The 11,508-nt window shown below is 39.9% G+C and carries 15 protein-coding genes; 7 read left to right on the top strand and 8 right to left on the bottom strand.

The window, feature by feature from the left end:
- Nucleotides 1–40: 40 nt before the first annotated feature.
- Genes JG735_RS04505 through JG735_RS04480 form a run of 6 tightly spaced genes read right to left on the bottom strand, consistent with a single transcriptional unit; the run spans nt 41 to nt 5,159 of the window.
- A complete protein-coding gene (locus tag JG735_RS04505; RefSeq protein WP_201335632.1) occupies nt 41–1,201 on the bottom strand; it encodes a class I SAM-dependent rRNA methyltransferase in 1,161 nt (386 codons plus the stop codon).
- A complete protein-coding gene (gene folP, locus JG735_RS04500; protein ID WP_201335631.1) occupies nt 1,198–2,334 on the bottom strand; it encodes a dihydropteroate synthase in 1,137 nt (378 codons plus the stop codon). Before folP ends, JG735_RS04505 begins: the two co-directional genes overlap by 4 nt.
- Nucleotides 2,331–2,936: a DNA polymerase III subunit delta' gene (locus JG735_RS04495; RefSeq protein WP_201335630.1), complete on the bottom strand. Its 606-nt coding sequence runs from the start codon at nt 2,934–2,936 to the stop codon at nt 2,331–2,333. The genes folP and JG735_RS04495 overlap by 4 nt, the downstream gene beginning before the upstream one ends.
- A complete protein-coding gene (locus JG735_RS04490) occupies nt 2,933–3,490 on the bottom strand; it encodes a HobA family DNA replication regulator (RefSeq protein ID WP_201335629.1) in 558 nt (185 codons plus the stop codon). The genes JG735_RS04495 and JG735_RS04490 overlap by 4 nt, the downstream gene beginning before the upstream one ends.
- Nucleotides 3,487–4,692, bottom strand: a complete 1,206-nt coding sequence (locus JG735_RS04485; protein ID WP_201335723.1) for an aspartate kinase — start codon at nt 4,690–4,692, stop codon at nt 3,487–3,489. Before JG735_RS04485 ends, JG735_RS04490 begins: the two co-directional genes overlap by 4 nt.
- Nucleotides 4,692–5,159 carry an RNA pyrophosphohydrolase gene (locus tag JG735_RS04480; RefSeq protein WP_012082513.1) on the bottom strand — a complete coding sequence of 156 codons (468 nt, stop codon included), beginning with the start codon at nt 5,157–5,159 and terminating at the stop codon, nt 4,692–4,694. The genes JG735_RS04485 and JG735_RS04480 overlap by 1 nt, the downstream gene beginning before the upstream one ends.
- A gap of 88 nt (nt 5,160–5,247) precedes the next feature.
- Here JG735_RS04480 and hemW point away from each other — a divergent pair, with 88 nt between their 5' ends.
- The gene (gene hemW / locus JG735_RS04475; protein ID WP_201335628.1) at nt 5,248–6,279 is read left to right on the top strand and encodes a radical SAM family heme chaperone HemW; all 1,032 of its coding nucleotides are present in this window, start codon (nt 5,248–5,250) and stop codon (nt 6,277–6,279) included.
- On the opposite strand, the gene JG735_RS04470 is transcribed toward hemW, so the two are convergent.
- Nucleotides 6,268–7,260, bottom strand: a complete 993-nt coding sequence (locus tag JG735_RS04470) for a DUF1566 domain-containing protein (protein WP_201335627.1) — start codon at nt 7,258–7,260, stop codon at nt 6,268–6,270. The genes hemW and JG735_RS04470 overlap by 12 nt on opposite strands.
- Before the next feature lie 95 nt (nt 7,261–7,355).
- On the opposite strand from JG735_RS04470, the gene tatB reads away from it, so the two are divergent.
- The 6 genes from tatB to xth are packed head-to-tail and all read left to right on the top strand — an operon-like array spanning nt 7,356 to nt 10,962.
- Entirely contained in the window at nt 7,356–7,733 is a 378-nt protein-coding gene (gene tatB / locus JG735_RS04465) for a Sec-independent protein translocase protein TatB (protein WP_201335626.1), read from the top strand.
- Complete coding sequence (gene tatC / locus JG735_RS04460) at nt 7,726–8,463, top strand: twin-arginine translocase subunit TatC (RefSeq protein ID WP_201335625.1); 738 nt, start codon at nt 7,726–7,728, stop codon at nt 8,461–8,463. Before tatB ends, tatC begins: the two co-directional genes overlap by 8 nt.
- Nucleotides 8,463–9,485 carry a tRNA preQ1(34) S-adenosylmethionine ribosyltransferase-isomerase QueA gene (gene queA / locus JG735_RS04455; RefSeq protein ID WP_201335624.1) on the top strand — a complete coding sequence of 341 codons (1,023 nt, stop codon included), beginning with the start codon at nt 8,463–8,465 and terminating at the stop codon, nt 9,483–9,485. Before tatC ends, queA begins: the two co-directional genes overlap by 1 nt.
- Nucleotides 9,486–9,540: 55 nt before the next feature.
- Nucleotides 9,541–10,017: a histidine phosphatase family protein gene (locus JG735_RS04450; RefSeq protein ID WP_201335623.1), complete on the top strand. Its 477-nt coding sequence runs from the start codon at nt 9,541–9,543 to the stop codon at nt 10,015–10,017.
- Nucleotides 10,017–10,205, top strand: a complete 189-nt coding sequence (locus JG735_RS04445) for a hypothetical protein (protein ID WP_201335622.1) — start codon at nt 10,017–10,019, stop codon at nt 10,203–10,205. Before JG735_RS04450 ends, JG735_RS04445 begins: the two co-directional genes overlap by 1 nt.
- Entirely contained in the window at nt 10,186–10,962 is a 777-nt protein-coding gene (gene xth, locus JG735_RS04440; protein WP_201335621.1) for an exodeoxyribonuclease III, read from the top strand. Before JG735_RS04445 ends, xth begins: the two co-directional genes overlap by 20 nt.
- A 3-nt stretch (nt 10,963–10,965) precedes the next feature.
- On the opposite strand, the gene JG735_RS04435 is transcribed toward xth, so the two are convergent.
- Nucleotides 10,966–11,403 (bottom strand): Fur family transcriptional regulator, encoded by a 438-nt coding sequence (locus JG735_RS04435; RefSeq protein WP_201335620.1) that lies wholly within the window; start codon nt 11,401–11,403, stop codon nt 10,966–10,968.
- Nucleotides 11,404–11,508 lie beyond the last annotated feature (105 nt).

Below are 11,508 nucleotides of genomic sequence, written 5' to 3'. Positions count from 1 at the left end.
ACGATAGTAACAAAAAAAGTTTAAAAAGCTCTAAAAATTACTAAGAAGTCACCCGAACGAGCAAACCTTTGAGATAAAGAGAAAAGGGATTGTTCAGAATATAGGGATGATCTATATCTTGGTACATATGGGCGAGCACTTCCACTCTTTTGTGATTGTCCTTTGCGGCTTTGAGTACAATTTGCACAAGATCATCCATATCCACATAATGCGAGCAGGAAAAGAGCGCCAGTTTACCACCATCATCCAATAATTTCATGGCATTCACACTGATATCTTTAAATCCTTTCATGGCCCCTGCTTTTTGATGTCTGCTTTTTGCAAAGGATGGCGGATCCAAAACGATAGTATCAAATTTTGCTTTTTTCTTGCGAAGCTCTCTTAAATAGTCAAACACATTTGCTTCGACAAATTTTCCACTAACACCATTCAGTTCAAAATTTGATCTTGCTAGAACAAGAGCGTGAGAGGAGATGTCCACAATCTCTACATCCGCACCCTTTTTCAATGCTGCATACAATCCAAATCCACCGCTGTTACTGAAGCAGTCAAGCATGCGTTCTTTTTGTTTCATAAATTTGGCAACGATCGCTCTATTGGCCCTTTGATCAAGATAAAATCCCGTCTTTTGCGAGTTTAGGATATCGACTAAAAAACGTACGCCATTCTCCTCTATCACAATGCTGTCTGGCAACGTGCCTACCACTTTTTCAAAAGACTCTTTTCCCTCTTTTCGCATTGCACTCTCAGGGGCTGTTATATAGGCCCCTTTGGGAGTAAGCACATCAAACAGAGCTTCTATAATCATCTCTTGAAATAGAAGAATCCCGGCAGTCACAAAGTGAATACTCAGATACTCTTCATACTTGTCCACAATGAGTCCCGGGAGCAAATCCGCTTCAGAGTGGATGAGTCTATATGCATTCGATGGGATATCGAGTCGTTTGTATTGCGCTTCTTGGACTCTTCTTGTAAAAAAACCAGTATCAATGGATTCATTTGTAAAACTTAGAATTCGAATGGCAATAGTACTTTTGGGATTGATATATCCAATTCCCAAAAATTTCCCCTCTTCGTTCTCTACATGAACAAGTTCTACGCCAAATTTTTCCAAAGGAGTAACAATATCGCTTCTATAAACCCATGGAAAAAACTGTATTAAAGATTGGGAAGCCTTTTTATTGACAACAACTGTTTTCACCCTATATGCTCCAATGCTTGATAAACTGTGATCGCTTGATGATGCTCTTTGACATCGTGACAACGAATGATGGAGGCTCCATTTTGGAGCGCTTTGAGGTGGATGGCCAAGGTTCCCGGAAGACGATTTTGCACACTGGATGGAACGATGGCATCGATCATCGATTTTCTACTGGCCCCCACTAAAATCTCATACCCAAATTTCGTAAATTCACTCAAATCTCTAATCAACTCTATATTGTCCTGGAGTCTCTTTCCAAAACCGATACCCGGATCCAAAATAATATTTTTGATACCAAAGCGGTTCGCCTTTTCGATGCGCTCTTCGAAAAAACGGCTTACCTCTACAACTACATCTTCATAAGAGGGATTGTTTTGCATATCTTTGGGACGCCCTTTTTTATGCATGATGACAACTGTCGCACCATACGCAGAAGCTATCTGTGCAAGTTCGTCATTTTCCAGTCCAGTAATGTCATTGAGAATATGAAATCCATTTTGCAATGCATACTCGGCAACTTTCGGTCTATAGGTATCGATACTGAAAAGTACATCAAAGGATTTTTCTTTGAGAATATCAATGATTGGCTTGACTCGAGCCAACTCCTCTTCTTCGCTGATCTCTTCGCTGCCGGGTCTGGTACTCATGCCTCCTATATCGATAATGTCCGCACCATCTGCGATCATTTTCTCAATCGCTTCGATCGCTTTTTTGCCTTGGAATCGACTTTTGGGATAGAAACTGTCATCATTGGCATTGATGATCCCCATAATTTTTGTCTCGAAACGATTTTTTTTCAGATATCTTTGCAACTCTTTCGCCAAATATTTCAGACCATATGGCTGAGCAAGCTCTTTTCGGCTCAAAATCTCTATATGTTTTCTTGTTCCCATCAATAAAACATCGACCGATTTAAATGCGCAAGTAATGGTCCCGTTTGGAAGCGCTACATCGGCCCCGATACTCAACGCATCCTGTTTTAAAATATTGGCAGCACCCACATGAAGATCTTTGATCAAAAAAAGCATCACTTCGCACTTTTTGGACATGATAGTGATGCCGGGTCTATCCACCCCCAGTTTTTCCATCAATTTGGCAGCATCGATGTGTGAATTGAGTCTATGTATCGTCACCTTCGCCTCTTTTTATGGGTTAATACAATCAAACCGGCCGTTATCAAAACGTTGGAGATATTTGTATTGAGTTCGATCAGATGCAAAGCATTTGAAAAATAGTCCATTTCCCGCTGTGAAAGAGAATAACCGTTTTTGAGTGCAAATTTGAGCATCGATTTTATCAGTGCTTTTGCCTCTGCTTTTGTTATATCTTTTCTCTTGACAAGATCATATAAAATTTCAAGATCGAATGTTTCCAAATCTATCGGTTCAGTACTTTCTCCTTTGATTTTCACAACAGGAAGTCTGGATAGAATCGTGGGTAAAAAGGTAGATTTCGCTTTGGATACCAAAATAAAGTAGACATTGTTTGGTGGCTCTTCCAAAACCTTTAAAAGAGCGTTTTGGGCATAGATATTGAATCTGTTCCCAAGAAGTACAATATATTTTTCCTCTTTTGTAGCGATAAATGCCTCTTTGATAGCCTCTTTGGCAAGTTCCAGTTTTATCTCGTTCTCTTCAAAAATGGCAAGATTTTCGGACTCAAGCTTTTCTTGAAACTGCAATTTTACAGGTTCAAAATCTTCACAAATGATGATTTTACTATGACCATCAATCATAACTCTAATGTAAACTCTCCGAAAATCGCGGCATCTAGACTCTTTTCAAACAAACGAAAAAGCTGTAGCAACTTCATGTCTAGGAGTTCATCATAGGATTTGAGGGTAAAATTGTTCTGCATATCCTCGTCCATAATCCACAAAAAACTGTCATCTTTTCGTTTCGCTATCTTGACCAAAGGATAATTGGATCGCCCAACATACCAGATAAAATACTCTCCGGCATAAGAAATATCGAGCATATCAAAGAAAAGTTCTATATCCTCATTCGTTTGGATATTTTTGAGATAAGGAGCCGTTTTTTTAAGATTGTAGATAGGAATAAAAGGCCGAGTTTTCAGCGACTTGTTAAATGTCGTGATAGCGTAGTCACAAAACCAGTCGCGCTCATCATCTGTGAGCATCAAAACACTATAGCCTGAAATGATCTTTTTTAAAGCATCCATTGCCAGAGGAAGCCAATCATATCGGCGTTCCTCCAGCCAATTCATCATACTTTTGTCATATCGGATCGTTTTCAGAGTCCATTGATCAAAGGTGGTTTGTTCGCTCATTTATCCAGTTCGTATGCGGCATGTAAAGCACGGACCGCAAGCTCTCCATATTTTTCATCGATGATCATCGATATTTTAATCTCGCTGGTACTGATCATCTCGATATTGATATTCTCTTTTGCCATCGTCTCGAAAGCTTTGCTGGCAACTCCGCTATGAGACTTCATTCCAACCCCGACTATGCTCACTTTTGCCACATCGGGATCATATTCAATCTTTTCATACTCATCTTTAAACTGCTCCATCACCTTTTTCACTCTCTCTAGCTCATTTTGCGGGACAGTAAAATCAAGGTTCGTTTTGCCATCTTCGCCGATTGTCTGTACGATCATGTCTACATTGATGTTTTCGTTGGCCAAGGCTTTGAAGATCTCTGCTGCGATTCCCGGTCTATCCTTGACGCCCCTCAGACTTACTCGTGCTTGATTCTTATCAAGCGCAATCCCACTTACCAAAGGTTTTTCCATGATATCCTCTTCCTTTGTTATGATTGTTCCTGGATTATCGTTGAAACTGCTTTTTGCCTCAATAACAACACCCAGTTTTTTTGCAAGTTCTACGCTTCTATTTTGTAGTACTTTTGCTCCAAGACTTGCAAGTTCCAACATCTCATCATAACTGATTTTATCCAGTTTCTTTGCTTTTGGCTCGATACGCGGATCGGTGGTATAGACTCCATCCACATCAGAATATATTTCACACTTATCTGCATGGAGCGCTCCAGCGATGGCAACCGCAGTCAAATCACTGCCCCCGCGACCAAGAGTTGTCACTTCTCCATCTTCTGTAATTCCCTGAAATCCTGCAACCACCACAATCTTGCCCTCTTTCAGGGCATTTTGCATCGGCTCAGGATTTATCTTTTCAATACGCGCTACGGTATGGGATTTGTCTGTCACGATACCGGCTTGCCGTCCCGTCATAGCAACGGTGGGATAGCCCATCTCATTGAGAGCGATTGAAAGGAGTGCTGCTGTAACACGCTCACCACTACTTAAAAGCAGATCCATATCTCTTCTGCTTGGCGTAGCACTGAAGTGTTTGGCAAACTCAATCAGTTTATTGGTCTCTCCACTCATTGCTGAGACTACAACTACCACATCGTTGCCAGCCGCTTTCGTTTGTGCCACTCTTTTGGCCACATTTTCTATCCGTTCTAGCGTCCCTACACTCGTTCCCCCATATTTTTGTACGATCAACATCAAAAATACCCCTCTTTTTTGAAATACTCCAAAACTTTTTTATAGACCGGCCTTTTGAAGAATGTCACATAATGGAAAAGATCCTTATATGGAACAAATTTATAATCATTGAACTCCGGCTCTTTTGTATCCAGGTCGATTTTTGCTTCTGGTTTGAGTTTGACTAGAAAATATTTTTGGGTCTGCCCATCGTAAGGATACATCTTTTTCGCTATCTTTTTTGGAAAATCGTAACTCACCCATTCTGGAAATTCGGCAATGATTTCTATCTTATCTGTCCCAATCTCCTCTTTGAGTTCTCGCAACAACGCCTCTTTGGGACTCTCACCCTTATCGATACCACCTTGAGGAAACTGCCACGAATCTGGCACATCACTTCTCGCAGCAATAAAAAACTCCACTTTTTTGGGATAATTGCTACTCAATACAATCGCTGCCACATTTGGCCTATATCTCTTCTTTTCCATTCTTTCCTCATGCCACAGGAGAAGTCCCGTTTCGGTATCGTTTTTTTAATCGCTATAATACCCATAAAGGTTTTAAAAAAGGATAAAATTGCTTCTATATTGTCACATCCCATTTTGTGATAGCAAATGTCATTATTGCGCTTTCAACTCCTTTGCTTCCAACCATCATCTCAAAAAAGAGTATATGGAAGCATTTTTACGACAACTCAAATTTGACCTTGACCGTTTTGAAGTCAAAAAACTTGAAACAGTCTATATCGGCGGCGGAACACCATCAACCATCAAACCAAAACTGTACGAAGCTCTTTTTGATACGATAAGTAGTCTCATTGATAAAAACACAGAAATCACAATAGAAGCCAACCCAAACAGCGCTACCAAATCCTGGCTGGAAGGAATGAAATCTTTAGGGGCCACCCGTATCAGTTTTGGCGTACAAAGCTTTCATGAAGAAAAATTGAAACTTCTTGGTAGAGCGCACTCTCCGCAAGATGCCATCAAAGCGGTAGAAACGGCTTTCAAAGTCGGGATTGAGCATATCAGTATCGATCTTATGTACGACACCATACTCGATGATGAAACACTTCTGCGCAAAGAAGTTGCACAGGCTAAGCAACTGCCTATTGACCACATTTCCGCCTATGCACTCATTTTGGAAGAAGGAACCCCTTTTGAAAACAACATGGAGATGAAAAAAGATGACGAACACCAAGGTTATTTTCTAAAAGAGCTCATTCCATTCGAACAGTACGAGGTCTCCAATTTTGGAGAGTACCGTTCGCAGCACAATCTTGGATATTGGAAACTCAAACCATATCTGGGAATAGGATGTGGTGCTGTTGGATTCGCACACAAAACACGATATTATCCAAATAGCGATCTATTCGAATATATCCAAAATCCAACCATCTATCAAACAGAACTTTTAAGTGAAAGAGAGCTTCGCTTCGAAGCGATCTTTTTGGGGCTTCGAAGTATTGTAGGAGTCGATCTGCAACTTCTTGATTCGCACAAAGTCGCTATACTTCAAGATGAAGGCAAGATAGAGGTACAAAATGGCAAAGTTTACAACAAAAACTTTTTTCTAGCCGATGAGATAGCTCTTTTTTTAAGCGAATAGTTGAGATTTGATCCGGATATTGCGTAATACCTTCTGTTTGAGATGCTGCACTTCTTTATCGGTGATACTCTTTAAAAAACGATATATCAATTGTGCACTTTTTCTGTCAAGCTCATATCGCTTTACAATGTCAAGAAGTTCTTGCAGTTTTCTTTTCTGCTTTTTCTTTGACTCTATAATCTCTTGTATTTCCAAATAGGGATCAAAAATTCCATAGGTTTTGGCAACTTCATCCATATCACTGACACAACGAAAGTAGTAACGTTCATTTATGGGACCAGTGGCTACACTGCCCACGGCAAATCCAACTACATACACCTCATCATCATTAAATTCATCATCGCTCACATAATATTTGTGATGCATGTGACCAAAGATCGCTTTATTTACAGCAGGTTTGACGTAATTGTAGTTGACTATCGAATAGAGCTCATCCACCGTCGGCAAGCGCCAAGATCGCCCAAAAAGATGGAGATTCTCGCAGTAGCGCTGTGCATCTTCGTAACGGAGCTTTTTTGCATCACGTTTTTTATCGTACGGTTCCCAATAGATTTTGTTTTTATAGTCTGCCACCATACCGTTGGCAAGCTTTTTAAAATGCCGGTCCAATTGATGCACTTTTTGCTCATCCATACAGATGACATGGGCTTTTGTCTCTTTTGGTGTCGGTGTGATGTCTCCGTCTTGCAGATAGAATGCAAATGCAGGGATCGATCTATTTTGAACAAATATCTCACTCTCGTGACGGATATTTTTCTCAATTCTTGCCTCACCCAAGGTATTGCCGCTCCAATAGAGCTTGCCTTTTCCAAATCGTTTTACTTGACCTCTTAGTTTAAAAAGCTCCCAAATCTCGGTGATCCTCCACTCTTTTCCAAGTTTTTTGCATGCGTGCAACGCTTCTAAATAGGTGTATTTTCCAGGTATCTCTTTTACTTGGGCAAAAAGCAATACAGGTACAAAAAGTAGTACAAATCTCATTCTTCCCCTTTTATTATGGATTAGGATATGATACTTTATCAAATTGTAATATCTTTTGATGTACAATTTTCCAAAATTCCGATAAGGAACTCTTTATGTTTGGAATGGGTTTTACTGAGATATTGATGATTGCCGTAGTAGCAGTGATATTTTTGGGTCCTGACAAATTGCCGCAATTTCTCGTGGATGTGGCCAAGTTTTTCAGAAGTGTCAAAAGAGCAGTAAACGATGCAAAAACGCAGTTAGAGCAGGAAGTAAAACTCACTGAACTCAAAGAAGAAGCTCTCGAATACAAAGAGAAGTTTCGATCTGTCACAGAAGAGATGGGCTCCATCACCGCAGAACTTCAAGAAGACCCATTAGCAGAAGTGGAAGAGATCAAATCGGCAATCGAGAGCGAACCAAAAAGAGAAGTTGTGAAATTCAAAAAGAAAAAACTGATTGATGAAGATAAGGATCAAGTGAATGTTTGAAGAACTCAAACCCCATTTAGCAGAACTTCGTAAAAGACTCCTCATTATCATCGCAACACTTTTTGTGATGTTTGTTATCTGTTTCGGATTTTGGGAACATATTCTAGATTGGATGATCATGCCTTTGAAACAAGCCCTTCCGCCAGGAAGCAATGTTATCTTTACCAAAGTTGGAGAGGCGTTTTTCACTGCACTCAAAGTCTCCTTTTTTGCTTCTTTGATCGTCAGTTTGCCAGTCATATTTTGGCAGTTGTGGCTTTTTATCGCTCCAGGACTGTATGAACATGAAAAAAAACTTGTTTTACCATTTGTGATTGCTGCAACGGGAATGTTTGTTACAGGAGCACTTTTTGCCTATTATGTGGTCTTTCCTTTTGGCTTTAGTTATTTGATCAACTTTGGCTCCCAACTCTTTACCGCACTGCCAAGTATTGGAGAGTATGTCGGCTTTTTTACAAAACTGATGATAGGCTTTGGCATTGCTTTTGAACTCCCTGTTATCACATTTTTCCTAGCAAAGCTCGGCCTAGTCACAGACGAGAGCCTCAAAAGCTTTTTCAAATACGCCATCATCATCATCTTTTTAGTCGCAGCTTTGCTCACTCCACCAGATGTGCTCAGTCAGCTCTTGATGGCTGGACCGCTGGTTATTTTATACGGTGTTTCCATTCTGATAGCAAAAATAGTCAATCCAGCTCAACCTGAAGAAGAGATCGAGGAGAGCGAATAATGCTCGATCCCTTGAAGGTGGATAGCTACGACTATCACCTTCCTTCCCACCTCATAGCAAAAGAGCCGGTGCAGCCAGCAGATATGGCAAAACTTTTAGTCTATGATAGGAAAACAGACACCATCACCCATACAGTTTTTAAAAATCTTCCCAATTTTCTTCCCCAAAAGACACATATTATATTCAACGATACAAAAGTGATAAAAGCCAGAATATTTGGCCATAAAAGCAGTGGTGGCAAAATAGAGCTACTTATCAATCGCCCCTTGGAAAATGATAGGTTCAATGTCTTCATCCGAGGAAAAGTGAAGGTTGGAACAGAACTTGAATTTTCTGAAGGTCTTCAAGCCAAAGTAGAAGAACTGGGTGAAGATGGAACAAGAATCGTCACATTTTATCACAACGATAAACGGCTATCCTTTCATGAACTTTTGCCGATTCTTGATCACATTGGCTTAATTCCGCTCCCACCATATATTGATCGAGCGGCGAAAAAAGAGGATGAAAAAAACTATCAACCGATCTTCGCCAAAAAAGCCGGGGCCGTTGCAGCCCCTACGGCATCACTACATTTTACTGAGCAGATGCTCAATTCTATGCAAAAAAAGTTTCCATTCCATTTTGTGACACTCCATGTAGGAGCCGGAACATTCAAACCGGTAGAGACTACTCTCATCACCGAGCACGCAATGCATTCAGAATATTATGAAATTCCTAAAGAGACGATCCAAGTAATAGAAAGTGATAAAAAAATCCTGGCAGTTGGTACCACCGTCACAAGAACCATCGAATATTTTGTCCGGACAAAAAAGAGCTTTGGAGAGTGCGACCTTTTTTTACATCCTCTCAATCGACCAAAAAGAGTCGACTATCTTCTTACCAATTTTCATCTTCCAAAATCGACGCTCATCATGCTGGTAGCCTCATTCATAGGTCTGGAAACGACCAAAAGAGTCTATCAAGAGGCGATAGAGAAAGAGTACCGATTTTACAGCTATGGCGATGCAATGCTTATCTTATAATAGATTAAGATCAAGAGGCCTATAATTGAAATGGACCATTGCATAAAGGATCTGAATGAAACTGCTTTTTATCAGACACGCAAAAGCTTTATCGAGGGATGAATGGCACCAAGATGATCTTTTGCGTCCTCTCAGTGAAGATGGCATCAAAAAAGCAAAATCGTTTTTCAAAAAATTTCCTTTGATGTTTCAAATCGATGTCATCATATCTTCTAAAGCTGTACGCGCGGTTCAGACAGCCAAACTGTTACAAGAAGTCTATCCCAATGCAAAATATTATGAAACTTCCAGACTCAATCCAGGAGCGTCACCGCTCAAATATGAAGAGATAATTGAGCGTTTCCGTGGTTATCACAATGTAGCTTTCGTAGGACACGAACCCGACATCTCACAAACTGTCTCTCACTTAATTGGATGCGAAGAGGCAAACATCCATATCAAGAAGGGTTCCGTCACACTATTGCAGGGAGATCATATTTTCGAACTTACAGGCATGATCTATCCAAAGCTTTTACGCCATCTGGAGTGCTGATGGAACTCAAAGGTGGGGATCTGAGCAAAATACTCATTTTTGCTTTTATTCTTTTAGTGGGACTTGTAGGGACCTATCTTGAGTTTCGAAAGCCAAAAGAGAAAGAGGAGCAGTTTGAAATTGATCAGAAAAAACTCAATAAAGAGATTTTAGAGGAGCTTGAAAAGCATGAAAATAGCAACGTTTAACGTCAACTCCATCAATGCCAGACTTGAACTGGTCAAAAGATGGCTATCTGAGAAAAATCCTGTGGATGTTTTATGTCTGCAAGAGATCAAATGTGAAGAGAATCGATTTCCTTTCAAAGATTTTGAAGAGCTTGGCTTTCAGTGCGCCGTTTTTGGCCAAAAAGCCTATAATGGGGTAGCTATATGTTCAAAATATGGTTTTAAAGAGGTGCAAAAAGGATTTGGCGATCCCATTTGGGATGAACAGAAACGACTGATAAGAGCTAAAATAGAAGATATTGAAATTTGCAATGTCTATGCTCCCCATGGAGATTTTGATGGAGAAAAACATATCTACAAGCTCCAGTTTTTCAAACAACTCAAAGAGTATATACACCAATTTGATCTCAACAAAGAGAATATTGTAGTCGTAGGTGATATGAACGTGGCAAGAGAAGATATCGATGTGTGGGATGCTGAACTGCTTCGCGGCACGATCGGCTTTATGGACGATGAGCGAGAGGCTTTTGAAGATTTTTTATCTATAGGTCTTGTTGATCTGTTTCGTCAATGCCATCCCGATACAAAACAGTTTACCTGGTGGGATTACAAAAACGGTGCCGTATGGAGAGACGAAGGAATGCGAATCGACTATATCCTCACTTCACCGCCCATGAAAGAGCGATGCGAATCGATTGAAGTGGATATGTGGACGAGAAAGAGAAGATCTCCTACTCCAAGCGATCATGCACCTGTTGTAGCGGCTTTTCATATCTAAAAACTATTGACACTTATCGCAAATACCTAGAATCATCACAGAGGATTCAGTTGGCTTAAATCCTTCAGGCAATTCTATCTCTAGACATTTTGGTTCATCTATATCATATACTTCTCCACACTTTTGGCAAACAAAATGGCTGTGTTTATGCTTCGTTACTTCAAACTTACTTTTTCTGTAAGGGATTTTTATCTCTTGGATAATCCCTGAATCCAGCATTGTATTGATATTTTTATAGACAGTAGCCAAAGAGATAGTGACAAACTCTTTTTTTATTTCACTATAAATATCTTCAATATCGGCATGCCCTTTTTGATCAAGAATATTAAGCATTGCGACCCGTTGAGGCGTGGATTTGAGTTCTTTGCTTTTGAGCATATCTGTATAAATCTGATAGCGGTTTTCCACTTTCCCCCCTTTATATTTACTGCATTTATACACGATTCATCCTTGATTGTCAAAAATTTTACTACATAATTATTTAATTAAGTTGGAAATAAGAATATTTATTGATATTTTTTTTCTTTAGAGTTAATTTTTCTATAA

It is taken from the genome of Nitratiruptor sp. YY08-10 (genome assembly GCF_016629565.1).
Taxonomy (GTDB): domain Bacteria; phylum Campylobacterota; class Campylobacteria; order Campylobacterales; family Nitratiruptoraceae; genus Nitratiruptor.
Note: the sequence above shows the minus strand (reverse complement) of the source record. Positions and strands in the feature narration are given on the sequence as shown.

Bases quoted from the DNA above. Each gene is read 5' to 3' on its own strand.
- JG735_RS04485 (WP_201335723.1), bottom strand. From the start codon at position 4,692: ATGTTGATCGTACAAAAATATGGGGGAACGAGTGTAGGGACGCTAGAA.
- JG735_RS04480 (WP_012082513.1), bottom strand. From the start codon at position 5,159: ATGGAAAAGAAGAGATATAGGCCAAATGTGGCAGCGATTGTATTGAGT.
- JG735_RS04495 (WP_201335630.1), bottom strand. From the start codon at position 2,936: ATGATTGATGGTCATAGTAAAATCATCATTTGTGAAGATTTTGAACCT.
- JG735_RS04490 (WP_201335629.1), bottom strand. From the start codon at position 3,490: ATGAGCGAACAAACCACCTTTGATCAATGGACTCTGAAAACGATCCGA.
- xth (WP_201335621.1), top strand. From the start codon at position 10,186: ATGAAAATAGCAACGTTTAACGTCAACTCCATCAATGCCAGACTTGAA.
- tatC (WP_201335625.1), top strand. From the start codon at position 7,726: ATGTTTGAAGAACTCAAACCCCATTTAGCAGAACTTCGTAAAAGACTC.
- JG735_RS04450 (WP_201335623.1), top strand. From the start codon at position 9,541: ATGAAACTGCTTTTTATCAGACACGCAAAAGCTTTATCGAGGGATGAA.
- JG735_RS04445 (WP_201335622.1), top strand. From the start codon at position 10,017: ATGGAACTCAAAGGTGGGGATCTGAGCAAAATACTCATTTTTGCTTTT.
- queA (WP_201335624.1), top strand. From the start codon at position 8,463: ATGCTCGATCCCTTGAAGGTGGATAGCTACGACTATCACCTTCCTTCC.
- tatB (WP_201335626.1), top strand. From the start codon at position 7,356: ATGTTTGGAATGGGTTTTACTGAGATATTGATGATTGCCGTAGTAGCA.
- JG735_RS04470 (WP_201335627.1), bottom strand. From the start codon at position 7,260: ATGAGATTTGTACTACTTTTTGTACCTGTATTGCTTTTTGCCCAAGTA.